The organism is Burkholderia sp. Bp8992 (assembly GCF_003853705.1).
Taxonomy (GTDB): Bacteria; Pseudomonadota; Gammaproteobacteria; order Burkholderiales; family Burkholderiaceae; genus Burkholderia.
The window spans coordinates 44,543-68,717 of the sequence record NZ_QTQI01000033.1 but is presented as its reverse complement, the minus strand read 5'-3'; the positions used below and the strand labels follow the sequence as shown (position 1 = coordinate 68,717).

Genomic DNA, 24,175 nt, shown 5'->3' with positions numbered 1-24,175 from the left:
GAGGGCACGCCTGATGGCCGAGATCGTCGTCGCCGGCGAACTGCTCGCCGAATTCGTCGCCGCCGAGCGCGGCCAGGGTTTCGAGACGCCGGGCCTGTTCGCCGGACCGTTTCCGAGCGGCGCGCCGGCGATCTTCGCCGACCAGGCCGCGCGGCTCGGCGCGCGTGTCGCGTATGCGGGCTGCGTCGGCCGCGATGCGTTCGGCGACGCGATCGTCGCGCGGCTCGAACGCGACGGCGTCGAGGTCGCACGCATCCGCCGCGTCGCACGCCCGACCGGCACCGCGTTCGTCGCGTATCGCGAAGACGGTTCGCGCAGCTTCGTGTTTACGCTGGCCACCAGCGCGGCCGCGTGCGTCGATGCATCCGACGTCGATAGCGCGATGTTCGACGGCTGCCGCTACTTTCACGTGATGGGCTCGTCGCTGACGAGCGAATCGGCGATCGCCGCCGTGCAGCGCGGCGTGATCGAGGCCGCGCGCACCGGAGCCAAGGTGTCGTTCGATCCGAACGTGCGCCCCGAAATGCTGGGTTTTCGCCCGATGCGCGCGGCGCTCGACGAGATGCTCGCCGCGTGCCACCTGTTCCTGCCGAGCGAGGCCGACCTGCCGTTCTTCTGCGGGCCGCAGCCGGCCGAGCGCGCGATCGCGGGCCTGCTCGCGACGCATCCGCTGCTCGAGCGCGTCGTGCTGAAGCGCGGCGCAGAGGGCAGCGTCGCGTTCGACCGTGCGAGCCGCGTCGACGCACCGGCCTTTCCGGTCGACGAAGTCGACCCGACCGGTGCCGGCGACTGCTTCGGCGGCACGCTGGTCGCGAGCCTCGTCGCGGGCGTGCCGATCGATGCCGCACTGCGCCGCGCGAACGCGGCCGGCGCGATCGCGGTCACGCGGCGCGGTCCGATGGAAGGCAACAGCAGCGCGGCCGAGATCGACCGCTTCCTGACCGAACGAGGTATCGCATGTCCGGCCTGACGTCCTTCGCCGTGCGCCCGCGCACCGCGCATGCGGACGCGGTGCTGCGGATGATCTTCGACGCGAACCGCGCCGACGCGCAGCGCGGCATCTATTCGATCTGCAGTGCGCACCGGCTCGTGCTGGAGGCCGCGTGCGAAGCTGCGCGCGCGGACGGTTCGCCGCTGCTGATCGAGGCAACCTGCAACCAGGTGAACCATCTCGGCGGCTATACGGGCATGACGCCTGCCGATTTCCGCCGCGACGTCGATGCGATCGCCGCGCGTTGCGGGCTCGCGCCGTCGGCGCTCGTGCTTGGCGGCGATCACCTCGGCCCGAATCCGTGGCGGCATCGCCGCGCGGCCGACGCGATGCGCGAGGCCGTCGCGATGGTCGCCGCCTATGTCGAGGCCGGCTTCGAGAAGATCCACCTCGATGCGAGCATGGCGTGCGCGGACGATCCGGTGCGGCTCGACGACCGCACGATCGCCGCACGCGCGGCCGAGCTGTGCCGCGCGGCGGAAGACGCGGCGCAGCGCGCCGGGATCGCGCCCGTCTATGTGATCGGCACCGAGGTGCCGACGCCGGGCGGCGAAGTGAGCGGCAGTGCGAACGACGGGGACGATGCGGCGATCGCGCGAATCGCGGTCACGCGCAGCGACAGCATCGCGGCGACGCTCGACGCGCACCGCCGCGCGTTCGCGGCAGCCGGGCTCGACGATGCATGGACGCGCGTCGTCGCGATCGTCGCGCAGCCGGGTGTCGACTTCGACGATCGCCACGTGCTCGACTACGACAGTGCGAAGGCGGCGTCGCTCGGCGCGAGTATCCTGCAGACACCTCGCCTCGTATTCGAGGCGCATTCGACCGATTACCAGACCGAAGGCGCGCTCGCCGCGCTCGTGCGCGACCACTTCGCGGTGCTGAAGGTCGGCCCCGCGCTGACGTTCGCGCTGCGCGAGGCGCTGTTCGCGCTGACGTTCATCGAGGATGCGCTGATCGACGACGTCGCGCAGCGCTCGCGGCTGCGCGACGTCGTCGACACCGCGATGCGCGCGCAGCCCGAGCACTGGGCGCCGTACTACCGCGGCGACGAGACCGAGCAGCGGCTCGCACGCCAGTTCAGCTACAGCGACCGCATCCGCTATTACTGGCTGCAGCCGGCCGTCGCGGCCGCGGTCGAGCAGCTGTTCGGCAACCTCGCGCGGCAGCCGGTGCCGGAGACGCTCGTCGCGCAGTGGCTGCCGGATGTCTACGCGGCATGCCGCGCGGGCGGCCTCGCGAAGGAACCGCGCGCCTGGGTGCGCCACCGGATACGCGACGTGATCGCGCACTATGCGCGCGCGTGCGGGATGCAGCGGCCGGCATGACGGGCCGCGAAGGAAACGACGCAACACCACGCAAGACCGACGACATTTCGAACAATCACAGGAGACATGCCATGCAACGAAAGATGCTCGACGCCGCCGCACGCTGTTTCGCCGGAGCCGCGCTCGCGACGGCGGCCTGCGCGGCGTCCGCCGGCACGCTGACGATCGCGACGCTGAACAACCCCGACATGATCGAGCTGAAGAAGCTGTCGCCGGCGTTCGAGAAGGCGAACCCCGACATCAAGCTGAACTGGGTGATCCTCGAGGAGAACGTGCTGCGCCAGCGCGCGACGACCGACATCACGACCGGCAGCGGCCAGTTCGACGTGATGGCGATCGGCACCTACGAGACGCCGCAGTGGGGCAAGCGCGGCTGGCTCGCGCCGATGACGGGCCTGCCGGCCGACTACGACCTGAACGACATCGTGAAGACCGCGCGCGACAGCCTGTCGTACAACGGCCAGCTCTATGCGCTGCCGTTCTACGTCGAAAGCTCGATGACGTTCTACCGCAAGGACCTGTTCGCGGCGAAGGGGCTGAAGATGCCCGACCAGCCGACCTACGACCAGATCGCGGATTTCGCGGACAAGCTCACCGACAAGTCGAAGGGCACCTACGGGATCTGCCTGCGCGGCAAGGCCGGCTGGGGCGAGAACATGGCGTTCGTGTCGACGGTCGTGAACACGTACGGCGGGCGCTGGTTCGACGAGAACTGGAACGCGCAGCTCACGTCGCCCGAATGGAAGAAGGCGATCAATTTCTACGTGAACCTGCTGAAGAAGAACGGGCCGCCGGGCGCGAGCTCGAACGGCTTCAACGAGAACCTGACGCTGACCGCATCGGGCAAGTGCGCGATGTGGATCGACGCGACGGTCGCGGCCGGGATGCTCTACAACAAGCAGCAGTCGCAGGTGGCCGACAAGATCGGCTTCGCGGCCGCGCCGGTCGCCGCCACGCCGAAGGGCTCGCACTGGCTGTGGGCGTGGGCGCTCGCGGTGCCGAAGACGTCGAAGCAGCAGGATGCCGCGCGCAAGTTCATCGCGTGGGCGACGTCGAAGCAGTACATCGAGATGGTCGGCAAGGACGAGGGTTGGGCGTCGGTGCCGCCGGGCACGCGTACGTCGACGTATCAGCGGCCCGAGTACAAGGCGGCCGCGCCGTTCTCGGACTTCGTGCTGAAGGCGATCGAGACGGCCGACCCGAACGACCCGTCGCTGAAGAAGGTGCCGTACACGGGCGTGCAGTACGTCGGGATTCCTGAATTCCAGTCGTTCGGCACGGTGGTCGGCCAGTCGATCGCCGGTGCGGTCGCGGGCCAGATGACGGTCGACCAGGCGCTCGCCGCGGGCCAGGCCGCCGCCGACCGTGCGGTGCGGCAGGCAGGCTACAAGAAGTAACGCGTCAGCCGTCGTGCGGCCCGCGGCGTGCGCCGTTGCACACGCCGCGGGCCGGCGAAGCTGAAACGCGGGCAGGTCGTTCGCGCCCGCGCATCAACCGGAGGGACTTCGATCATGCGTCACCTGCGTCTTCCCCTGAGTCACGCTCATGCGCCGTCGGTCGGCGATGCGTCGTCGCCGCCGGGCGCGCCGCGCCGCGCGCGCGGCGGTGCGAGCTGGCTCGTGTCGCCGTCCGTCGCGGTGCTGCTGCTGTGGATGTCGATTCCGCTCGCGATGACGATCTGGTATTCGTTCTCGCGCTACAACCTGCTGAACCCCGACGTGAAGGGTTTCGCCGGGTTCGACAACTACCGCTTCCTCGCGACCGATCCGTCGTTCCTGCCCGCGATCTGGCACACGCTCGTGCTGATCGGCGCGGTGCTCGCGATCACGGTGGTCGGCGGCGTGCTGATGGCCGTGCTGTTCGACCGCAAGTTCTACGGGCAGGGCGTCGCGCGCCTGCTCGCGATCGCACCGTTCTTCGTGATGCCGACCGTCTCCGCGCTGATCTGGAAGAACATGATCCTGCATCCGGTGTACGGGCTCGTCGCGAACGCGATGCGCGCGCTCGGAATGACGCCGATCGACTGGTTCGCCGATTACCCGCTCACCGCGGTGATCATCATCGTCGCGTGGCAGTGGCTGCCGTTCGCATTCCTGATCCTGTTCACCGCGATCCAGTCGCTCGACCAGGAGCAGAAGGAAGCCGCGCGCATCGACGGCGCGGGCCCGATCGCGATGTTCTTCTACATCACGCTGCCGCACCTGAAGCGTGCGATCGCCGTGGTCGTGATGATGGAAACGATCTTCCTGCTGTCGATCTTCGCGGAGATCTACACGACGACCGGCGGCGGCCCCGGCGACGCGACGACCAACCTGTCGTACCTGATCTATGCGCTCGGCCTGCAGCAGTTCGACGTCGGCCTCGCGTCCGCGGGCGGCATCATCGCCGTGGTGGTCGCGAACGTCGTGTCGTTCTTCCTCGTGCGGATGCTCGCGCGCAACCTGAAGGGGGAGTACGAAAAATGAGCGACCTGACTATCGCAGGCCGGCGCGCGCCGGCTGCATTCGACCTCGTGCGGCGCGCGCTGCCCGGCACGCTCGCGTGGCTGATCGCGCTGCTGCTGTTCTTCCCGATCTTCTGGATGGCGATCACCGCGTTCAAGACCGAGCAGCAGGCATACGCGTCGACGCTGTTCTTCATGCCGACGCTCGACAGCTTCCGCGAGGTGTTCGCGCGCAGCAACTACTTCTCGTTCGCGTGGAATTCGGTGCTGATCTCGGCCGGCGTCACGGTGATCTCGCTGCTGTTCGCGGTGCCGGCCGCGTACGCGATGGCATTCTTCCCGAACCACCGCACGCAGAAGGTGCTGCTGTGGATGCTGTCGACGAAGATGATGCCGTCGGTCGGCGTGCTGGTGCCGATCTACCTGCTGTGGAAGAACGCGGGGCTGCTCGATACCGTGTCGGGCCTCGTGATCGTCTACACGCTGATCAACCTGCCGATCGCGGTGTGGATGACCTTCACGTACTTCAACGAAATCCCGAAGGACATCCTCGAAGCCGGGCGCATCGACGGCGCATCGACGTGGCAGGAGATCGTCTACCTGCTGATGCCGATGGCGCTGCCGGGGCTCGCGTCGACCGCGCTGCTGCTCGTGATCCTGTCGTGGAACGAGGCGTTCTGGAGCATCAACCTGTCGAGCTCGAACGCGGCGCCGCTGACCGTCTTCATCGCGTCGTACTCGAGCCCCGAAGGGTTGTTCTGGGCGAAGCTGTCCGCGGCGTCGCTGCTGGCGGTCGCGCCGATCCTGATCGTCGGCTGGCTGTCGCAGAAGCAACTCGTGCGCGGGCTCACGTTCGGGGCCGTCAAATGAGCGCGACGAACGTCCTGATCTGCGATTGCGACGGCGTGCTGATCGACAGCGAGGCAGTGGCGGCCGACGTGCTCGTGCACGAACTCGATGTGCGCTGGCCGGGCATCGATGTGCGGCCGGCCGTGATGCCGCTGCTCGGGCTGCGCATCGAGCGCGTGCTGGCCGGCGCTTCCGAGGCGGTGGGGCGGACGCTGTCGAACGACGACGTCGTCGAAATCCGCGCCGCGGTCGAGGCGGCGGCCGTCAATGCGCCGATGGTCGACGGCATCGATGCGGCGCTCGCCGCGATCCCGTTGACGACGGCCTGCGCGAGCAACAGCTATCGCGCATACGTCGAGGCGGCGCTCGCGCGCACGGGCCTCGCACGCTTCTTCGGCGACCGGCTGTTTTGCGCCGATACGGTCGCGCGGCCGAAGCCGGCGCCCGACGTGTATCTCGCGGCCGCGCGCACGCTCGGGGTCGCGCCCGCGCAGTGCCTCGTGGTCGAGGACAGCGTGACGGGCATCACCGCGGCCGCCGCGGCAGGCATGACCGTGCTCGGCTTTGTCGGCGGCGGGCATGCGTCCGCGGCCCAGATCGACGCGCTGCGCGGGATCGGCGCGCGTCACGTATTCGACGACATGCACGAGCTGCCCGGCTACGTCGCGCGCTGGCAGGCGACGGGCGCGGTGCTGCCGAACTAGCAATCAGGAACGAAGGCGCGCCGTTTTCAACGCGGCGCATCACGAACGAACGGAGACAGATCATGGCAAGCGTGCTCCTGCGCAATATCGCGAAGCGCTACGACGACACCGAAGTGCTGCGCAACGTGAACCTCGACATCGCCGACGGCGAATTCGTCGTGTTCGTCGGGCCGAGCGGCTGCGGCAAATCCACGCTGATGCGGATGATCGCGGGCCTCGAGGATATTTCGAACGGCGACCTGCTGATCGACGGTGCGAAGGTCAACGACGTGCCGAGCGCGAAGCGCGGCATCGCGATGGTGTTCCAGTCGTATGCGCTGTACCCGCACATGACGCTGTACGACAACATGGCGTTCGGCCTGAAGCTCGCGGGCGCGAAGAAGCCCGAGATCGACCAGGCCGTGAAGCAGGCCGCGAAGATCCTGCATATCGATCACCTGCTCGACCGCAAGCCGAAGCAGCTGTCGGGCGGCCAGCGGCAGCGCGTCGCGATCGGCCGCGCGATCACGCGCAAGCCGAAGGTGTTCCTGTTCGACGAACCGCTGTCGAACCTCGACGCCGCGCTGCGCGTGAAGATGCGGCTGGAATTCGCGCGGCTGCACGACGAACTGAAGACGACGATGATCTACGTGACGCACGACCAGGTCGAGGCGATGACGCTCGCCGACAAGATCGTCGTGCTGTCGGGCGGCGCGGTGCAGCAGGTCGGCACGCCGAACGCGCTGTATCACGCACCGGCGAACCAGTTCGTCGCGGGCTTCATCGGCTCGCCGAAGATGAACTTCCTGAAGGGCACGGTCGAATCGGTCGATGCGGGCGGCGTGCTCGTGCGCTTCGACAGCGGTGAGACGCAGCGCGTCGCGGTGGAAGCGACCGGGCTGCAGCGCGGTGCCGCGGTGACCGTCGGCGTGCGGCCCGAGCACCTGCTGGTCGATGCGGCGGCGGCAGGCGTCGCCGCGCGGACGATGGCCGTCGAGTCGCTCGGCGATGCCGCATATCTGTATGCGGAGTCGGCCGTCGCGCCGGACGGGTTGATCGCGCGGATTCCGCCGCTCGACACGTATCGCACCGGCGACACGCTGCGCGTGCATGCGCAGGCCGAGCACTGCCATCTGTTCGACGAAAACGGGCAGGCGTTCCGCCGGCTCAGCGTGCACGCGAAGGCGGCGTGACGCACGGCACGTGCGCCTGCGGTGCTCAGAGCCGCAGGTGCTCGGCCATGTAGTCGACGAATGCGCGTAGCTTGGGCATCGGATGGCGGCCCGACGGCCACAGCACGTAGAACGGCGTGCGGCTCGCGACGTGGTCGTCGAGCACGGCGCGCAGCCTGCCGTCGTCGAGCGCGTCGCGCACGAAGAACTCGGGCAGGCATGCGATGCCGAGCCCGCGCAGCGCGAAGCACAGGCGCGTCTCGGCGTTGTTGCTGACCATCGAGACGGGTACCTCCGGCGGCGTGCCGTCACGCGGCGCGCGCAGCGGCCAGATCTCGAGCCTGCCGCTGCTCGGGAAGCGGTAGTGCAGGCAGCGATGCCGCGCGAGATCGGCCGGCGTGCGCGGCGTGCCGTGCCGGTCGAGGTAGCCGGGCGACGCGACGAGGTGCTGGCGGAAATGGCCGAGCAGTCGCGACGACAGCCGCGAATCCGACGGCTGGCCCGTGCGCAGCACCACGTCGAAGCCTTCATCGACGACGTCGACGAGCCGGTCGCTGAAATCGATGTCGAGTTCGATCTCCGGATACGCGGCGATGAAATCGGCGAGCACCGGCAGCAGCAGCGTGCCGATCGTCGGCAGGCTCACGCGCAGGCGCCCGCGCGGCGCTTCGGCACTGTGCGTGAGTTCCTGCTCGGCCGCGTCGATTTCGGCGATCACGCGCCGGCACCGTTCGAGAAAGCGCGCGCCCTCGGCCGTCAGCGTGATGCTGCGCGTGCTGCGGTGAAAGAGCCGCACGTTCAGGCGCGCCTCGAGCCGCGCGATACGCTTGCCGATCGCCGATGCCGACAGTCCGAGCGCGCGGCCGGCCGCGACGAAGCTGCGCGTTTCCGCGACCTGGACGAACACGACGAAACCGCCAAGATTTTCCATGCTGGGCCCCGATTACGGACATCGATGTCCGGAGTGTCCGGAACTCTACCCCGGTTTTTCTTCCCGCGCCGGCTCCCTACGATGGGCGTTCCTTCATCGTTCGAGGTCACGCCATGTCATCCCTGTCTGTCCCCACCCACCGCAGAGAGCCGGACGCCGCGCTGCGCGCGCGGCTCGACGCCGTGCTCGATCGTGCGATGGCCGACGCGCGCGCGGTCGGCGCGGTCGTGCTGGTCGCGCGCGACGGCGAGTTGCGTTATGCACGCGCGGCCGGGCTGGCCGATCGCGAAGCCGGCACGCCGATGCGCGAGGACACGGTGTTCCGGCTCGCGTCGGTGTCGAAGCCGATCGTGACGGCGGCCGCGATGCGGCTGGTCGCGACAGGGCGCATCGGGCTCGACGAGCCGGTCGCGCGCTGGCTGCCGGCGTTCCAGCCGACGCTGCCCGACGGCACGCGTGCCGATATCACGCTGCGGCATCTGCTGTCGCATACGGCCGGGCTCGGCTACCGCTTTCTCGAAGCCGATGGCGACGGCCCGTATGCGCGCGCCGGCGTGTCCGACGGGATGGATCGCGCGGGCCTGTCGCTGGCGGAGAACGTCCGGCGCATCGCTCGTGTGCCGCTGCGGTTCGCGCCCGGCACATCGTGGGACTATTCGCTCGCGACCGACGTGGTCGGCGCGCTGATCGAAGCGGTCGACGGCCGGCCGCTCGCCGATGCCGTGGCCGCGCTCGTCACGACGCCGCTGGGGATGGCCGATACCGGATTCGTCGCGCATGACGCCGCGCGCGTCGCGACGCCCTACGTGAGCACGCCGGGCGCGCCGCGCCGGATGGCCGACGACGAGCTCGTGCCGGTGTTCGACGGCACGGTCGGCATCCGTTTCGAGCCGGCGCGCGCGTTCGATGCGACCGCGTGGCCGTCGGGCGGCGCGGGCATGGTCGGCACCGCGCACGATTGCCTGACGCTGCTCGATACGCTGCGCACGGGCCTCGACGGCTGGCTCGCACCGCGCTGGATCGACGAGATGTCACGCATCCAGCCGGGCGCGCACGACCTGCCGGACGCGCCGGGGTTCGGCTTCGGGCTCGGCTTTTCCGTGCTGCATGACCCGGTGGCCGCGCAATCGCCGGAATCGGTCGGCACCTGGCGCTGGGGCGGCGCCTACGGGCATGCGTGGTTCGTCGACCGGGCGGCAGGGCTGACGGTGGTGGCACTGACCAATACGTTATACGAAGGGATGCACGGGCGCATCGTCACCGATGTGCGCGATGCGGTGTATGGCGTCGACGATCGGAGTGCGCCATGAGCGAGTGCGTATCCGTTTCCGAGCGCGCTGCCGATCGTCCGGCGGATTCGGCCACGCTGGCCGGTGCGCGCCTGCCCGTCGCGAACCTGCTCGCGCTGGCCACCGCCGGCTTCATCACGGTGCTCACCGAAGCGCTGCCGGCCGGCCTGCTCCCGCTGATGAGCGCCGACCTGCGTGTGACCGAGGCGCTGATCGGCCAACTGGTGACCGTCTACGCGCTCGGCTCGATCGTCGCGGCGATTCCGCTCGTTGCCGCGACGCGCGCGATGCGCCGGCGCCGCCTGTTGCTCGCGGCGCTGGCCGGCTTCGTCGTATCGAACGCGCTGACGGCCGTGTCGCCGTACTACGCGCTCACGCTGGCCGCGCGGTTCGTCGCGGGGATGTCGGCCGGCCTGCTGTGGGCGCTGCTGGCCGGCTATGCGAGCCGGATGGTCGACCCATCGCTGCGCGGCCGCGCGATCGCGGTCGCGATGCTCGGCATACCGGCGGCGATGTCGATCGGCATTCCGGCCGGCACCGCGCTCGGCGCGCTGTTCGGCTGGCGTGTCGCGTTCGCGTTGATCACGCTGGCCGCGCTCGCGCTGATCGGCTGGATCCGCCTGCGCGTGCCCGACTATCCAGGGCAGCCCGCCGGCGCACGCGAGCCGGTGCTCGGCGTGATGACGCTGCCCGGCGTGCGGCCGGTGCTGACCGTGATGTTCGCGTACGTGCTCGCACACAACATGCTGTACACGTATGTCGCGCCGTTCCTGGCAGGCGTGCGGATGGGCGCGCAGGTCGACGTGGTGCTGTTCGTGTTCGGGATCGCGTCGCTGGCCGGCATCGCGCTGACGGGCGCCTGGATCGGCGCGGCGCAACGGCAGCTGACGCTCGCCAGCATCGCGCTGTTCGCGCTCGCGGCGCTGATGCTCGGCGCCGGTTCCGGGATCGCGATCGTCTACGCGGGTGTCGCGCTGTGGGGACTCGCGTTCGGCGGCGCACCGACGCTGTTCCAGACCGCTGCCGCGAACGCGGCGGGCGAGTCGGCTGACGTCGCGCAGTCGATGCTCGTGACGGTGTGGAATCTCGCGATCGCCGGTGGCGGCATCGCGGGCGGGATGCTGCTCGGCGCGACGGGCGCGGGTGCGATTCCGTGGGTGCTCGTCGCGCTGCTGGCGGCCGCGTGGATCGGCGCGTGGCGCGCACGCCGCCATGCGTTTCCGGCGCCGCGCGCGGCGTGAGCGGCTAGCGCCGGCGCCGGCGGCGGTGTCAGGCCGCCTTCGCGGCGAGCGCGGCGCGTGCGCATGCTTCGTCGGTGACGAGCCCCGACAGCCAGCCGCCGCGCAGCGCCGCGATCACGGCGTCGTGCTTCTTCGGGCCGCCGGCGAACGCGATCGTCGGCAGCTTGGGCGGCGTCGCGAGCGCCACGCTCGTCACGCGCGCGCTCGTCGACACGGTGATCTGCGTGCCTTGCGCGTCGATCGGCACGCCGAGCAGTTCGGCCACCGCGCCGAGCGCGGTCATCTCGTCGCGTTCCTGTTCGGTGATGAAGCCGTCTTCGTAGAGCGGGCAGTGCGGGCCGATGTTGCCGATCCCGACGAACGCGACGTCGGCTTCCCCGGACAGCGCCTCGACGATCCGGTACAGCCGGTGGTTGCACCACTGCGCGCGCTCGGCGTCGCTGTCGGCGAACAGCGGCGCGGGCAGCAGGAAGTGCTTGCTGCCGGTTTTCTCGGAGATGTACTGCGCGACGTCGTAGCGGTTCGACGAGCCGTCGGCCGCGATCGCGCCGACCATCGACACGAGCCGGTGCTGCGGGCGGTCGATCTGCGCGATCTGCGCGACCGCAGCCTTCAGCGTCCGGCCGCTGCTGACCGCGATCACCATCGGCCGCGTTTCGTTCAGGTAGCGCTCCATCACCTGCGCGCCGGCGACCGCGAGCTTGCGGTCGATCGCGTCGGGCGCATCGGCGTCGACGGGCACGACTTCGCACATCGCGAGGCCGTAGCGTTTCGACAACTGCGCGCCGAGGTCGAGACAGTCGGCGAGCCGATGGTCGACGCGCACGCGGATCAGGTTCTTCTCGACCGCGAACGCGACGAGGCGCTGCGCGACGGGGCGCGACACCTGCAGCTTCTCGGCGATTTCGTTCTGCGTGTCGCCTGCGACGTAGTAGAGCCACGCGGCGCGTGTGGCGAGATCGAGTTTTTCTGAGGACTTGGACACGATAGCGATTCGGTTCGGATCAGGGGGCCCGCCCCGCGGGCCGGCCGGCAGGCAGGCCGCACGACGGCGTCCACTGTAACGCATGTCGTGCGTGCGGCCCCGCAGTCACGCCTACGCGAGCCGCGCGCGTGACGGTTCGTACAGCGGCTGCACGTGACGGTACAGCGAGCGGAACGCGTCGAGGCGTTCGCGCAGCCGCGCATGGCGGGCGGCGTCCGGCGCGTATTCGGCGCGTACCGGCGGCTTGGTCAGCACCGCGTGCGGATCGCCGCCGACGGCCAGCCAGCCGAGCCGTGCGGCACCAAGCGCCGCACCCGTTTCGCCGCCGCCGATCTGGCGCGTGCGCACGTTCAGCGCGTCGGCGATCAGTTGCGCCCAGAATGCGCTGCGCGCGCCGCCGCCGATCAGCGACAGCTGGTCGGTTTCGACGCCGGCCGCATGCAGCGCGTCGAGGCCGTCCGCGAGACCGAGCGTCACGCCTTCGAGCACCGCGTAGCCGAGATGCGCGCGCTCGGTCGCATGCGTCATCCCGAAGAACACGCCCTGCGCGTACGGGTCGTTGTGCGGCGTGCGTTCGCCCGACAGGTAGGGCAGGAACAGCGGCGCGGTGGCGAGCGCGTCGGCGTCGAGCGCCCCGACCTCGGCGAGCAGCGCGGGCTCGTCGGTGCCCGTCAGCTTGCAGACCCAGCGCAGGCAGCTCGCGGCCGACAGCACGACGCTCATCAGTTGCCAGCGATCGGGAATCGCGTGGCAGAACGCATGCACGGCGGACGCGGGGTTCGGCATGAAGCGGTCGCCGACCACGCTCAGCACGCCCGACGTGCCGAGCGACACGAAGCCGTCGCCCGGGTGGATCGCGCCGATGCCGAGCGCGCTCGTCGCGTTGTCGCCGCCGCCGCCCGCGACCACGACGGCCTCCGACAGCCCGAGCTCGCGCGCGACGTCCGCACGCAGCGCGCCGGACGGTGCATTGCCCTCGACGATGCGGGGCATCTGGTCGCGCGTCATGTCGCACGCGGCGAGCAGTGCGTCGGACCAGTCGCGGCGCGCGACGTCGAGCCACAGCGTGCCGGCCGCGTCCGACGGATCGGACACTTTCGCGCCGGTCATCCGGAACCGCAGGTAGTCCTTCGGCATCAGCACGCAGGCGGTGGCCGCGAACACGTCGGGTTCGTGCTTCGCGACCCACAGCAGTTTCGGCGCGGTGAAGCCCGGCATCGCGAGATTGCCGGCCAGTGCGTGCAGATCGGGCGCGCGTTCGGTGAGCAGTGCGCATTCGTCGGCGCTGCGCATGTCGTTCCACAGGATCGCGGGGCGCAGCACGCGGTCGTCGCGGCCGAGCAGCACGGCGCCGTGCATCTGCCCCGACAGGCCGATGCCGCGCACTTGCGCGAACGCGTCGCGGTGCCGTTCGCGCAACGTGGCGAGCGCGGCGAGCGTGCCTTGCCACCAGTCGTCCGGATGCTGTTCGGCCCAGCGCGGATGCGGCCGCGACACGGTGAACGGCGTGCCGGCCGTGCCGACGACCGTGCCGTCGGGGGCCAGCAGCAATACCTTCACTTCCGAGGTGCCGAGGTCGATGCCGAGATACATGAGCGGTTCGTTCCGTCAGTGGGGAATCGCTACTTTAGCCGCGCGGCAGCGCACGTGCCAAGGCAGGTTCGCCCGGATGCGCGTCAGCGCTGCGCCAGCCATGCATCGACCCGCGCGAGGCCCGCGCGCAGCGCCTCGAACAGCGCCGCGTTGCCGGCGAGCGAACCCCACAGCGCGCGGCTCGCGCACAGCGCGACGACCGGATCGTCGGCCTCGACGATCGCCCGCGCGGTGCTTTCATCCATCACGCCGTCCTGGTACGCATACGGCAGCAGGCCGCGTGCCCGGCGTTCGAGAAAGCGCAGGAACAGCGCGGGCAGCACGGCGGTGGCGACCGGCGCCGCACCGCGCGCGAACGATTCGACGAGCGTCGGCGCGATGAAGCCGGGGATCTTCGAGAAGCCGTCGGCCGCGACGCGCTGGTTCGTGTCGAGCACGTACGGGTTGCCGAAGCGCTCCAGCACGACGTCGCGGTAACGCGCGAGATCGAGCGGGCTCGGCGTGAGGCACGGGATCACGTCCTGCGTCACGTAGTCGTGCGCGAAGCGGCGGATCGCCGCGTCGTGCGTGCCTTCGTGGATGTACGTATGGCCCGCGAGCGTGCCGGCCCACGCGATGCAGCTGTGCGTCGCGTTGAGGATGCGGATCTTCGCTTCCTCGTACGGGTGCACGTCGTCGACGAGTTCGGCGCCGGCCAGCTCCCAGCGCGGCCGGCCGGCTGCGAAGCGGTCCTCGATCACCCACTGGATGAACGATTCGCCCATCACCGGGCACGCGTCGTCGAAGCCGGTGGCCGCGAGTACGCGCTCGCGCACGTCGGCGGTCGGGCGCGGCGTGATGCGGTCGACCATCGCGCTCGGCGTCGCGACGTTCGCGTCGAACCACGCGAGCAGGGCGGTTTCACCGCGCCGTTCGAGGAATTCGCGCATCCCGGCGCGAAAGCGCGCGCCGTTGTTGCGCAGGTTGTCGCAGCTCTGCAGCGTGAGCGGGCCCGCGCCGCGCTTCATGCGTTCGGCGAGCAGTGCCGCGAGCGCGCCGTACAGGGTCGTGCGCGCGCCCTGCAGGTCGGCCGCCAGATCGGCGTTCGCGATGTCGAGCCGGTTGTGTTCGTCGAGGTAGTAGCCGCCTTCGGTGACGGTGAACGACACGATCCGGCATGCCGGATCGGCGCCGGCGTCGATCAGCGCGGCGAGGTCGATCGACCACGGCAGCACGCGCGTGATCGCGCGGATCGTCTCGTATGCGCGCTCGCCTTGCGGCGTGACGGTTTCGAGGGTGTATTCACCGTGCTGCGCGGCGAGCGCGTCCATCGTCGCGCGCATGTCGTCGCGGATGTTGCCGACGGTCAGCGACCAGCGTTCGCCGGCCGGCACGGCCGCGTTCACGCGATGCAGATACCACGCCTGGTGCGCGCGGTGAAACGAGCCGGCGCCGATGTGCAGCAGCACGGGCGCGCGGGCGGAGGGCGATTCGCTCATGCGGTGTCTCCTGTTCGTGCCTGTCTTTCCAGTCGAATACGATCATTTGCTCTTTATGTGAGCGAATGATCGTATTCGGGCGAGCGAAAGTCAAGGCGGGGAAACGGTATTTCGATGGTGCGCTGCGGCGGCAGCGCGGGTGCGGCGGTGCGGAAGGAACAGGGCGTCAGCGCCCTTCGCGGGTGAGCGCGACGAGTTCGTCGAGCAGCTTGCCGGCCGGCCCCGGCAGGATCCCGTGGCGGCGCCGGAACGCGGTGAGCGTGCGCACCGCGACGACCTCGCGCACGGGCAGCGTGTCGATCGTGCCGGCGCGCTGCTCGGCGCCGTACATCGGCTCGGCCATCCAGCTCAGGAAGCCGGCATGCGCGACGAGGCTTTTCAGCGTCGTCACCGAGCGCGTCTCGACCGCGATGTCGGGCAGCGCGAGCCCGTGCGCGTCGAAGGTCGCCCGCATGTGGTCGAACGGTGCGGTGCCGCGCGGCGGAATCGCCCAGCGCGCGTGCAGCGTGTCGGCGAGCGTCGGCGCGCGGCCGAGCGTGCGCAGCGGATGGTGCGGCGCCGCAACGATATGGCTGCGATCCTCCCAGCGGCACTCGGGAATCGCGACGATCTCGTCGGTGTCGGGCCCGTGCGCGGACAGCGCGAGATCGATCTCGTGCTTGTTCAGCCCTTCCGCGAGCCGGTCCCACACGCCTTCGATGATCTCGACGCGCAGGTTCGGCCAGCGGTCGAGCACGCGGCCGACCGCGACCGGCAGCACGAGGCTCGCGATGCTGCCCACCGCGCCGACCTTGATCGTACCCTTCGCGAACCCGCGCATCGCGTCGAGCTCCTCGCGCGCGTGCTCGGCCTCGTGCTGCAGCAGCGTCGCATGCGGCAGCAGCGCCTCGCCGAACGCGGTGAGCTGCACGCCCTTCGAGTGGCGCTCGAACAGCGGCGCGCCGACCTGATCCTCGAGCCGCTTCAGGATCCGGCTCAGTGCCGGTTGCGTCACATGCAGCGCGTCGGCCGCGCGGCCGAGGCTGCCGCACGCGACGATCGTCGTGAAGGCGCGCAATTGCCGGAGATCGAAACTCATGCCGTTGTGTAATGACTTATCGCAAAAAATACAGTATCCGAGAATGGCTTGCACTTCGATACTGTGGAAACCGCCAAGCCATCGAGGAGACACCCGAGCATGTCCGGCCATCCGCCCCCTTCCGCCGCATCGGTCACCGTTCGCGATGCGGTGATCGATCTGCTTCGCCAGTTCGGCATCGACCGCGTGTTCGGCAATCCCGGCTCGACCGAGCTGCCGATGTTCCGCGACTTCCCGGACGATTTCCGCTACGTGCTCGGTCTGCATGAAGCCGTCGTGGTCGGGATGGCCGACGGCCATGCGCAGGCCACCGGCAATGCGGCGGTCGTCAACCTGCATTCGGCGGCGGGCGTCGGCAATGCGATGGGCAATCTCTTCACCGCATTCAAGAACCGCACGCCGCTGATCGTGACCGCGGGCCAGCAGGCGCGCGCGATCCTGCCGTTCGACCCGTTCCTCGGCGCGACGCAGGCCGCCGAACTGCCGAAGCCGTACGTGAAGTGGAGCATCGAGCCCGCTCGCGCGCAGGACGTGCCGGCTGCCATTGCTCGCGCGTACCGCATCGCGATGCAGGAACCGCGCGGCCCGGTGTTCGTGTCGATCCCGGTCGACGACTGGGATCAGCCGGCCGACCTGCTGCCGCGCCGCGACGTCAGCAGCGTCGTGCGGCCCGATCCGGACGCGCTTGCGCGTCTCGGCGACACGCTCGACGCCGCGCGGCACCCCGCATTCGTGGTCGGTGCGGCCGTCGATCGCGCCGGTGCGTGGGATGACGTCGTGCGGCTCGCCGAGCGGCACCGTGCGCGCGTGTTCGTCGCGCCGATGTCGGGGCGCTGCAGCTTCCCCGAGGACCATCCGCTGTTCGCCGGCTTCCTGCCCGCGATCCGCGAGAAGATCGTCGCGCGGCTCGACGGGCACGACCTCGTGTTTGCGTTCGGCGCGCCCGCGTTCACCTATCACATCGAGGGTTTCGGCCCGCACGTGCCGCCGGGCGCGTCGCTCGTGCAACTCGTCGACGATCCGGGCGTCGCCGCGTGGACGCCGTCGGGCGACGCGGTCGTCGGTAACCTGCGGCTCGCCGCACGCGACCTGCTGGCGCGCCCGGCGCCGCCCGAGCGGCCGATGCCCGCGCCGCGGGCGCCGCGAGTGCGCGTCGACGCGCCCGCTGCGGGCGAGCGCATGTCGGTCGCATTCGCGCTGCAGACGCTTGCCGACGTGCGCGACGCGCACGATATCGTTGTCGAAGAGGCGCCGAGCGCGCGGCCGGTGATGCAGGCGCATTTGCCGTTCACGCGCAGCGGCACGTTCTACACGATGGACAGCGGCGGGCTCGGCTACGGCATGCCGGCCGCCGTCGGCGTCGCGTTCGCGCACCCGGAGCGGCGCGTGATCGGGCTGATCGGCGACGGCTCGAGCCTGTATTCGATCCAGGCGCTGTGGAGCGCCGCGCAGCTGAAGCTGCCGATCACGTTCGTGATCCTGAACAATCGCCGCTATGCGGCGCTGCAGGATTTCGCGCCCGTGTTCGGCTTCGGCCCGGACGATGCCGTGCAGGGCACCGATCTGCCGGACCTGGATTTCGTCGCGCTCGCGCAAGGGATGGGCTGCCGCGGCGTGCGCGTCGCCGATGCGGCGCAGTTGCGCGATACGCTGACCGACGCGCTGCGTGCGGCGACGCCGGTCGTCGTCGACGTCGAGATTGCCTGACGCGCCGCGCGCGTCTTTCCGGAGAATTCATGCAAACCGTATCGATGCTGATCGGCGGCCAACGCCGACATTCTTCCAGCGGCGCGACCTTCGTGCGCCACAACCCGCTCGATGGCGAAGTCGCGTCCGAAGCGCCCGCGTGTACTGTCGACGATGCGCGTGCGGCGGCCGATGCGGCCGCCCGCGCGTTTCCCGACTGGGCCGCGCTCGGCCCCGGTGCGCGTCGCGCGTTGCTGCTGAAGGCGGCCGCGGCGCTCGAAGCGAAGCACGAACAGTTCGTCGCCGCGATGGCGGCCGAGACGGGCGCGTCCGCGCTGTGGGCCGGTTTCAACGTGCAGCTTGCCGCGAGCGGGCTCGTCGAGGCCGCGTCGCTCACCACGCAGGTCGGCGGCGAGCTGATTCCGTCCGACGTGCCGGGCTCGCTCGCGATGGGCGTGCGGCAGCCGGCCGGCGTCGTGCTCGGCATCGCGCCGTGGAATGCGCCGGTGATCCTCGCGACCCGCGCGCTCGCGCTGCCGCTCGCGTGCGGCAACACGGTCGTGCTGAAGGGCTCGGAGCTGTGTCCCGTCACGCACGGGCTGATCGTCGAGGCATTGCAGGAAGCCGGGCTGCCGCCGGGTGTCGTCAACTTCGTGACGAACGCGCCGGAGGAGGCGGGCGCCGTCGTCGATGCGCTGATCGCGCATCCGGCCGTGCGCCGCGTGAATTTCACGGGCTCGACGCGGGTCGGCCGGATCGTCGCCGAAGCCTGCGCGCGCCACCTGAAACCGTCGGTGCTGGAGCTCGGCGGCAAGGCGCCGTTCGTCGTGCTCGACGATGCCGATCTCGACGCGGCGGTCGCAGCGGCCGCGTTCGGCGCATTCGCGAATTCCGGGCAGATCTGCATGTCGACCGAGCGCATCGTCGTCGACGCGGCGATCGCCGATGCGTTCGCCGCGAAGCTCGCCGACAAGGCTGCGTCGCTGCCGCTCGGCGACCCGCGCAACGGGCCCGTCGTGCTCGGTTCGCTGATCGACATGAAAGCCGTCGAGCGCTGCAACGCGCTGATCGACGATGCGCTCGCGCACGGCGCGACGCTGCTGTGCGGCGGCAAGGCCGATACGACGCTGTTTCCCGCGACGCTGCTCGACCATGTGACGCCGGCGATGCGCATCTATGCGGAAGAATCGTTCGGCCCGGTGAAGGGTATCGTGCGCGTCGATGGCGAAGCAGCCGCGATCCGCTGCGCAAACGACAACGCGTTCGGGTTGTCGTCGGCCGTGTTCAGCCGTGACGTCGCCCGGGCGCTGCGCGTCGCCGCACGTATCGAATCGGGCATCTGCCACGTGAACGGCCCGACCGTGCACGACGAGGCGCAGATGCCGTTCGGCGGCGTGAAGGACAGCGGCTTCGGCCACTTCGGCGGCAAGGCCGGCATTGCGGCATTCACGGACCTGCGCTGGATCACCGTGCAGACCGCGCCGCGCCACTACCCGTTCTGACGAGGGCATCGACGATGAGGATCGCGATTCTGGGAGCGGGCGCGATGGGCTCGCTGTTCGGCGGGCGGCTCGCCGAAAGCGGCGAAGCCGTCACGCTGATCGACGTGAACGACGCGCATCTCGACGCGATCCGCCGCGACGGGCTGCGTATCGACGACGCGCGCGGCGAGCGGCGCATCCGCGCATTGCAGGCCGTGCGGCCGGAAGCGGCCAATGCGGATGCGCTGGCCTCGCCCGACACCCCGTTCGACCTGCTGATCGTTTTCACGAAGTCGCTGCACACGCGTGCCGCGCTCGACGGCGTGCGTGCGCTGCTGTCACGGCACACCTGCGTGCTGACGCTGCAGAACGGACTCGGCAACGTCGAGACGCTCAATGCGTTCGTGCCGCTCGAGCGCATCCTGGTCGGCGTGACGACGTGGCCGGCCGATGCGGCCGGGCCCGCACACGTGCGCTCGCACGGCGCGGGCACGATCCGCATGATGACGGCCGACGGCGCGGCGCGCCCGTTCGCCTCGGCCGTCGCCGATGCGCTGTCGCGCGCGGGGCTTGCGTGCACGCTCGACGCCGACGTCTGGGCCGCGGTCTGGGAGAAGGTCGCGTTCAACGCGGCACTCAACACGCTGTGCGCGGCGACGGGCTGCACGGTCGACCAGCTCGGCCATCATCACGACGGGCCGCGGCTTGCGCTCGCGATTGCTGCCGAGACGGCCGCCGTCGCCCGCGCGAAGGGTATCGCGGTCGACGGCGAACGCATCGCCCGCAACGTCGAGCATGCGATCCGCGAGCATCGCGGCCATCGCCCGTCGATGCTGCAGGACGTGCTGGCGGGCCGCCGCACCGAAATCGACGCGATCAGCGGCAAGGTCGTCGCGGCCGCGCGCGAAGCGGGTGTCGCGGTGCCGCATGCGGAGACGCTGCTCGCACTCGTCCGGCTGATCGAAGCAAGGGTGAACTGAGCGGCAAGCCGGCGGCCGGCTGGCGCCGCACGACGAGACGCGCGCACGACGGGTAGCCGATGGCGCCGGATCGTCACGGATGGGACATCGTGAGGGCACCGGCGCATCGACGCCGGCCGCGCAGCGAGAGATCCGGGCACGCGCATGCGCGCCAGCCCGGGCAACTGGAGACGCCATGAAAGCCATCGAATGCCGTTGTCTTGCCGCGCGCCGGTCGCGCACCTTGCCGCCGGCGCGCGGCGCACGGGAGGCCGCATGAGCACGCGCGACGGATTGCCGACGCCGTCGGTCGACATCGGCACGACGCTGGACGACGGGCCGTTCACGACGATGCAGCGCTGCGTGGTGCTGCTTGCCGCGCTTGCGATCGTGCTCGACGGCTTCGACGGCCAGCTGATCGGTTTCGCGATTCCCGTGCTGATCCGCGAGTGGGGCATCACGCGCGGCGCGTTCGCGCCGGCCGTCGCGGCCGGGCTGATCGGGATGGGCATCGGCAGCGCGTGCGCGGGGATCGTCGCGGATCGTTTCGGCCGCCGCCAGGCCGTGATCGGCAGCGTGTTCCTGTTCGGGATCGCGACCTGCGCGATCGGCTTCGCGCCCGACGTCGCGGCGATCGCGACATTGCGCTTCTTCGCGGGGCTTGGGATCGGCGGCGCGCTGCCGACGGCCACGACGATGACGGCCGAATACACGCCCGCGCGGCGCCGCACGATGATGGTGACCGCGACGATCGTCTGCGTGCCGCTCGGCGGGATGCTGGCCGGCCTGTTCGCGCACGAGGTACTGCCGCGCTACGGCTGGCGCGGGCTGTTCTTCGCGGGCGGCGCGCTGCCGCTCGTGCTCGGCTTCGTGCTCGTGCGCGCGTTGCCCGAATCGCCGCGTTATCTCGCGCGACGCCCCGCACGCTGGCCGGAACTCGGCGCGCTGCTCGCGCGGATGCAACGGCCGGTCGCGCCGGGCACCGTGTTCACCGACATCAAGGACGCACGCGCGGCCGGCGGGCGCGGCGGCTTCGGCGCGCTGTTCGCGAGCGGCCAGGCGCGCGACACGATCGCGTTGTGGTGCGCGTTCTTCATGTGCCTGCTCGCCGTGTATGCGGCGTTCAGCTGGCTGCCGACGATGCTCGCGGCGAGCGGGTTGAGCGTGTCGGTCGCGGGCGCGGGGCTCACCGCGTACAACCTTGGCGGCGTGATCGGCGCGCTGCTGTGCGCATGGGCGATCGCGCATGCGGGGTCGCGCTGGCCGCTCGCGCTGTGCAGCATCGGCGGCGCGGCGAGCGCGGTATGGCTGATGGGGGTCGATGCCGGCCGCCATACGAGCTGGCTGATCGTCGGGCTCGGCCTGCACGGGCTGTTCGTCAACGCCGTGCAGTCGACGATGTATGCGCTCTGCGCGTACATCTACCCGACGGCCGTGCGCGCGACGGGCACCGCGAGTGCGCTCGCGTTCGGCCGGCTCGGCGCGATCCTCAGCGCGTTCGCGGGCGCGATCGTGATCACGACGGGCGGCGCCGGTGCGTACCTGACAATGCTGGCCGTCGCGATGGGTGTCGTATGCGTCGCGCTGCTTGGGGTGCGGCGGCACATTCCGCGGCTGTCGCGCGTGCCGGCGGCGCCGCGCGAAGGGGAGGAACTGGCCCGCACGTCGTCGTGACGGCGGGCGCGTGGCGTGCGTTACAGCGTGGTGCGCACGTGCCAGAGCTCGGGGAACAGCACGACGTCGAGCATCTTGCGCAGGTACGGCGCGCCGCTCGTGCCGCCGGTGCCCTGCTTGAAGCCGATGATGCGCTCGACGGTCGTCACGTGGCGGAAGCGCCACTGGCGGAACGCATCCTCGAGATCGACGAGTTCCTCGGCCATCTCGTACAGCTCCCAGTGCTGCTGCGGGTGGCGATACACCTTGAGCCACGCGGCTTCGACCGTCTCGTCGTGCCGCGTCGGCTGCGTCCAGTCGCGATCGAGCCGCTCCGGCGCGATCGGGAATCCGCGCCGCGCGAGCAGGCGCACGACTTCGTCGTAGAACGACGGCGCTTCGAGCGTCGCGCGCACCTGTTCGAGGATGTCGGGCCGATGCGCATGCGGCTGCAGCATCTGGACGTTCTTGTTGCCCAGCAGGAATTCGAGCTGGCGATACTGGTACGACTGGAAGCCCGACGACTGGCCGAGATACGGCCGCATTGCCGAGTATTCGGACGGCGTCATCGTCGACAGCACGTTCCACGCCTGCACCAGCTGCTCGAGGATGCGCGACACGCGCGCGAGCATCTTGAACGCGGGCGGCAGCGCGTCGGTGCGCACCGCGTCGAGCGCGCCGCGCAGTTCGAACAGCGCGAGCTTCATCCACAGCTCGCTCGTCTGATGCTGGATGATGAACAGCATCTCGTTGTGATCGGGCGACAGCGGATGCTGTGCGTCGAGGATCGAATTCAGCGACAGGTAGTCGCCATAGCTCATCGACTTCGAGAAATCGAGCTGCGCGTTGTGCCAGCCGGCTTGCGTGTCGGCTTCGCCCGGCACGTGCGGCGCTTCATGCGCGGCTTGCGCCGGTTGTGCGGCGCGTGCGCCCGAGAACGGGCAGCCCGCCGGCGCGTCGCCGCCGGGTGGCTGCATATGACCAGAATTCACGACTTTCTCCAGATTTGAATGACGAACGCGTGGCGCGCGATCCGCATGCAACGGCGGCGCGCCGCGCAAAACCGGTCAGGTCACCGCGCCGCGTTCGGCGAATTCGGGTGCCTTCCACGCACCGGTGGCGAGGATGTCGCGCAGCGTCTCGACGGCATCCCACACGTCGGCGAAGCGCGTATAGAGCGGCGTGAAGCCGAAGCGCAGCACGTACGGCTCGCGGTAGTCGCCGATCACGCCGCGCGCGATCAGCGCCTGCATCACTTCGTAGCCGTGCGGATGCTCGAAGCTCGCCTGCGAGCCGCGCTGGTGATGCGCGCGCGGCGTGACGAGCTTCAGCGACAAGCCTGCGCAGCGTGCTTCGACAAGCGCGATGAACGCGTCGGTCAGCGCGAGCGACTTGCGGCGGATCGCGTGCATGTCGGTCTGCAGGAACACGTCGAGCCCGCATTCGACCATCGACATCGACACGATCGGCTGCGTGCCGCACAGGAAGCGCGCGATGCCCGGATCGGGCGCGAAGGCCGGCTGCATCGCGAACGGTGCGCGGTGGCCCCACCAGCCGGACAGCGGCTGCGAGAAATGTGCGAGATGGCGCTGCGGCACCCACACGAACGCGGGCGAGCCGGGGCCGCCGTTCAGGTACTTGTACGTGCAGCCGACCGCGCCGTCCGCGCGCGCGCCGTTCAGGTCGACCGGCACCGCGCCGGCCGAGTGCGCGAGATCCCACAGCATCAGCGCGCCCGCGTCGTGCACGAGCTGCGTGACGGCCGGCATGTCGTGCATGTAGCCGGTGCGGTAGTTCACGTGCGTGATCATCGCGACGGCCGTGTCCGCGCCGAGCGCGGCCGGCAGGTCGGCCGGATCGTCGATCAGGCGCAGCTCGTAGCCGCCGCCGAGCTGTTCGATCAGCCCCTGCGCGATATACAGGTCGGTCGGGAAGTTCGAGCGTTCCGACACGATCACGCGGCGCTCCGGCGCGCGCTCGGCCTGGTGGCGCAGCATCGCCGACAGCAGCTTGAACAGGTTGATCGAGATCGTGTCGGTGACGACCGTCTCGCCGGGCGCGCCGCCGATCAGCGTCGCGAGCTTGTCGCCGAGCCGGCGCGGCAGCGCGAACCAGCCGGCCGTATTCCAGCTGCGGATCAGGCCTTCGCCCCATTCGGCGCCGATCACCTGCTGCGCGCGCGCGGCCGATGCGCTCGGTTGCGCGCCGAGCGAGTTGCCGTCGAGGTAGATCACGCCGTCGGGCAGCGAGAACTGGTCGCGCAGCGGGGCAAGCGGGTCGTCGCGGTCGAGCGCGAGCGCGTCTTCACGGGTCTTGATCATCATGATGTGGGGTC

At 70.2% G+C, this 24,175-nt stretch carries 20 protein-coding genes; 13 read left to right on the top strand and 7 right to left on the bottom strand.

Features of this window, described 5'->3' with window-relative positions; all coding sequences use genetic code 11:
• Window positions 1–13 precede the first annotated feature (13 nt).
• The 7 genes from DIE03_RS33385 (at window position 14) to DIE03_RS33355 (ending at window position 7,487) form a co-directional block, all read left to right on the top strand.
• On the top strand, window positions 14–970 hold the full coding sequence (locus tag DIE03_RS33385) for a sugar kinase (protein ID WP_124456412.1): 957 nt from the start codon (window positions 14–16) through the stop codon (window positions 968–970).
• Window positions 958–2,319 carry a D-tagatose-bisphosphate aldolase, class II, non-catalytic subunit gene (locus DIE03_RS33380; protein WP_124456411.1) on the top strand — a complete coding sequence of 454 codons (1,362 nt, stop codon included), beginning with the start codon at window positions 958–960 and terminating at the stop codon, window positions 2,317–2,319. The genes DIE03_RS33385 and DIE03_RS33380 overlap by 13 nt, the downstream gene beginning before the upstream one ends.
• Window positions 2,320–2,390: 71 nt before the next feature.
• Window positions 2,391–3,716, top strand: a complete 1,326-nt coding sequence (locus DIE03_RS33375; protein ID WP_124456410.1) for a sugar ABC transporter substrate-binding protein — start codon at window positions 2,391–2,393, stop codon at window positions 3,714–3,716.
• A gap of 114 nt (window positions 3,717–3,830) precedes the next feature.
• Window positions 3,831–4,784, top strand: coding sequence for a carbohydrate ABC transporter permease (locus DIE03_RS33370; RefSeq protein WP_006496497.1), 954 nt, complete (start codon window positions 3,831–3,833; stop codon window positions 4,782–4,784).
• Window positions 4,781–5,632: a carbohydrate ABC transporter permease gene (locus DIE03_RS33365; RefSeq protein WP_124456409.1), complete on the top strand. Its 852-nt coding sequence runs from the start codon at window positions 4,781–4,783 to the stop codon at window positions 5,630–5,632. The genes DIE03_RS33370 and DIE03_RS33365 overlap by 4 nt, the downstream gene beginning before the upstream one ends.
• Complete coding sequence (locus DIE03_RS33360; RefSeq protein WP_124456408.1) at window positions 5,629–6,315, top strand: HAD family phosphatase; 687 nt, start codon at window positions 5,629–5,631, stop codon at window positions 6,313–6,315. The genes DIE03_RS33365 and DIE03_RS33360 overlap by 4 nt, the downstream gene beginning before the upstream one ends.
• A gap of 62 nt (window positions 6,316–6,377) precedes the next feature.
• Window positions 6,378–7,487, top strand: a complete 1,110-nt coding sequence (locus DIE03_RS33355; protein WP_124456407.1) for an ABC transporter ATP-binding protein — start codon at window positions 6,378–6,380, stop codon at window positions 7,485–7,487.
• Between the two features lie 25 nt (window positions 7,488–7,512).
• On the opposite strand, the gene DIE03_RS33350 is transcribed toward DIE03_RS33355, so the two are convergent.
• A complete protein-coding gene (locus DIE03_RS33350) occupies window positions 7,513–8,397 on the bottom strand; it encodes a LysR family transcriptional regulator (protein ID WP_124456406.1) in 885 nt (294 codons plus the stop codon).
• A 113-nt stretch (window positions 8,398–8,510) separates the two neighbouring features.
• Here DIE03_RS33350 and DIE03_RS33345 point away from each other — a divergent pair, with 113 nt between their 5' ends.
• A complete protein-coding gene (locus DIE03_RS33345; RefSeq protein WP_124456405.1) occupies window positions 8,511–9,707 on the top strand; it encodes a serine hydrolase in 1,197 nt (398 codons plus the stop codon).
• Window positions 9,704–10,927 (top strand): MFS transporter, encoded by a 1,224-nt coding sequence (locus tag DIE03_RS33340; protein WP_124456404.1) that lies wholly within the window; start codon window positions 9,704–9,706, stop codon window positions 10,925–10,927. Before DIE03_RS33345 ends, DIE03_RS33340 begins: the two co-directional genes overlap by 4 nt.
• A 28-nt stretch (window positions 10,928–10,955) precedes the next feature.
• Here DIE03_RS33340 and DIE03_RS33335 read toward each other — a convergent pair whose 3' ends face one another.
• The 4 genes from DIE03_RS33335 to DIE03_RS33320 all read right to left on the bottom strand — a co-directional run bounded on the left by DIE03_RS33335 (window position 10,956) and on the right by DIE03_RS33320 (window position 16,061).
• Complete coding sequence (locus DIE03_RS33335) at window positions 10,956–11,912, bottom strand: sugar-binding transcriptional regulator (RefSeq protein ID WP_034174431.1); 957 nt, start codon at window positions 11,910–11,912, stop codon at window positions 10,956–10,958.
• Between the two features lie 111 nt (window positions 11,913–12,023).
• The gene (gene xylB, locus DIE03_RS33330; RefSeq protein WP_124456403.1) at window positions 12,024–13,505 is read right to left on the bottom strand and encodes a xylulokinase; all 1,482 of its coding nucleotides are present in this window, start codon (window positions 13,503–13,505) and stop codon (window positions 12,024–12,026) included.
• Between the two features lie 83 nt (window positions 13,506–13,588).
• Window positions 13,589–14,983, bottom strand: coding sequence for a D-arabinitol 4-dehydrogenase (dalD, locus tag DIE03_RS33325; protein WP_124456402.1), 1,395 nt, complete (start codon window positions 14,981–14,983; stop codon window positions 13,589–13,591).
• A gap of 166 nt (window positions 14,984–15,149) precedes the next feature.
• A complete protein-coding gene (locus DIE03_RS33320; RefSeq protein WP_124456401.1) occupies window positions 15,150–16,061 on the bottom strand; it encodes a LysR family transcriptional regulator in 912 nt (303 codons plus the stop codon).
• 99 nt (window positions 16,062–16,160) lie between these two features.
• Between DIE03_RS33320 and mdlC the strand changes: the two genes are divergently transcribed.
• From mdlC to DIE03_RS33300, 4 genes are all read left to right on the top strand, one after another.
• On the top strand, window positions 16,161–17,768 hold the full coding sequence (mdlC, locus tag DIE03_RS33315) for a benzoylformate decarboxylase (protein WP_124456400.1): 1,608 nt from the start codon (window positions 16,161–16,163) through the stop codon (window positions 17,766–17,768).
• Window positions 17,769–17,797: 29 nt separating this feature from the next.
• On the top strand, window positions 17,798–19,249 hold the full coding sequence (locus tag DIE03_RS33310) for an aldehyde dehydrogenase family protein (RefSeq protein ID WP_124456399.1): 1,452 nt from the start codon (window positions 17,798–17,800) through the stop codon (window positions 19,247–19,249).
• Between the two features lie 14 nt (window positions 19,250–19,263).
• Window positions 19,264–20,208 (top strand): ketopantoate reductase family protein, encoded by a 945-nt coding sequence (locus DIE03_RS33305; RefSeq protein WP_124456398.1) that lies wholly within the window; start codon window positions 19,264–19,266, stop codon window positions 20,206–20,208.
• Window positions 20,209–20,463: 255 nt separating this feature from the next.
• Window positions 20,464–21,861 (top strand): MFS transporter, encoded by a 1,398-nt coding sequence (locus DIE03_RS33300; protein ID WP_124456397.1) that lies wholly within the window; start codon window positions 20,464–20,466, stop codon window positions 21,859–21,861.
• A 20-nt stretch (window positions 21,862–21,881) separates the two neighbouring features.
• Here the strand turns inward: DIE03_RS33300 and kynA are convergent, their stop codons facing one another.
• Window positions 21,882–22,817 (bottom strand): tryptophan 2,3-dioxygenase, encoded by a 936-nt coding sequence (kynA, locus tag DIE03_RS33295; RefSeq protein WP_124456426.1) that lies wholly within the window; start codon window positions 22,815–22,817, stop codon window positions 21,882–21,884.
• Between the two features lie 90 nt (window positions 22,818–22,907).
• Window positions 22,908–24,161 carry a kynureninase gene (gene kynU, locus DIE03_RS33290; RefSeq protein WP_409364441.1) on the bottom strand — a complete coding sequence of 418 codons (1,254 nt, stop codon included), beginning with the start codon at window positions 24,159–24,161 and terminating at the stop codon, window positions 22,908–22,910.
• Window positions 24,162–24,175 lie beyond the last annotated feature (14 nt).

Excerpts from the sequence above, each read along its gene's own strand:
- DIE03_RS33385 (WP_124456412.1), top strand. The coding sequence starts at position 14 with ATGGCCGAGATCGTCGTCGCCGGCGAACTGCTCGCCGAATTCGTCGCC.
- DIE03_RS33380 (WP_124456411.1), top strand. The coding sequence starts at position 958 with ATGTCCGGCCTGACGTCCTTCGCCGTGCGCCCGCGCACCGCGCATGCG.
- DIE03_RS33375 (WP_124456410.1), top strand. The coding sequence starts at position 2,391 with ATGCAACGAAAGATGCTCGACGCCGCCGCACGCTGTTTCGCCGGAGCC.
- DIE03_RS33370 (WP_006496497.1), top strand. The coding sequence starts at position 3,831 with ATGCGTCACCTGCGTCTTCCCCTGAGTCACGCTCATGCGCCGTCGGTC.
- DIE03_RS33365 (WP_124456409.1), top strand. The coding sequence starts at position 4,781 with ATGAGCGACCTGACTATCGCAGGCCGGCGCGCGCCGGCTGCATTCGAC.
- DIE03_RS33360 (WP_124456408.1), top strand. The coding sequence starts at position 5,629 with ATGAGCGCGACGAACGTCCTGATCTGCGATTGCGACGGCGTGCTGATC.
- DIE03_RS33355 (WP_124456407.1), top strand. The coding sequence starts at position 6,378 with ATGGCAAGCGTGCTCCTGCGCAATATCGCGAAGCGCTACGACGACACC.
- DIE03_RS33350 (WP_124456406.1), bottom strand. The coding sequence starts at position 8,397 with ATGGAAAATCTTGGCGGTTTCGTCGTGTTCGTCCAGGTCGCGGAAACG.
- DIE03_RS33345 (WP_124456405.1), top strand. The coding sequence starts at position 8,511 with ATGTCATCCCTGTCTGTCCCCACCCACCGCAGAGAGCCGGACGCCGCG.
- DIE03_RS33340 (WP_124456404.1), top strand. The coding sequence starts at position 9,704 with ATGAGCGAGTGCGTATCCGTTTCCGAGCGCGCTGCCGATCGTCCGGCG.
- xylB (WP_124456403.1), bottom strand. The coding sequence starts at position 13,505 with ATGTATCTCGGCATCGACCTCGGCACCTCGGAAGTGAAGGTATTGCTG.
- dalD (WP_124456402.1), bottom strand. The coding sequence starts at position 14,983 with ATGAGCGAATCGCCCTCCGCCCGCGCGCCCGTGCTGCTGCACATCGGC.
- DIE03_RS33320 (WP_124456401.1), bottom strand. The coding sequence starts at position 16,061 with ATGAGTTTCGATCTCCGGCAATTGCGCGCCTTCACGACGATCGTCGCG.
- mdlC (WP_124456400.1), top strand. The coding sequence starts at position 16,161 with ATGTCCGGCCATCCGCCCCCTTCCGCCGCATCGGTCACCGTTCGCGAT.
- DIE03_RS33310 (WP_124456399.1), top strand. The coding sequence starts at position 17,798 with ATGCAAACCGTATCGATGCTGATCGGCGGCCAACGCCGACATTCTTCC.
- DIE03_RS33305 (WP_124456398.1), top strand. The coding sequence starts at position 19,264 with ATGAGGATCGCGATTCTGGGAGCGGGCGCGATGGGCTCGCTGTTCGGC.
- DIE03_RS33300 (WP_124456397.1), top strand. The coding sequence starts at position 20,464 with ATGAGCACGCGCGACGGATTGCCGACGCCGTCGGTCGACATCGGCACG.
- kynA (WP_124456426.1), bottom strand. The coding sequence starts at position 22,817 with ATGCAGCCACCCGGCGGCGACGCGCCGGCGGGCTGCCCGTTCTCGGGC.
- kynU (WP_409364441.1), bottom strand. The coding sequence starts at position 24,161 with ATGATCAAGACCCGTGAAGACGCGCTCGCGCTCGACCGCGACGACCCG.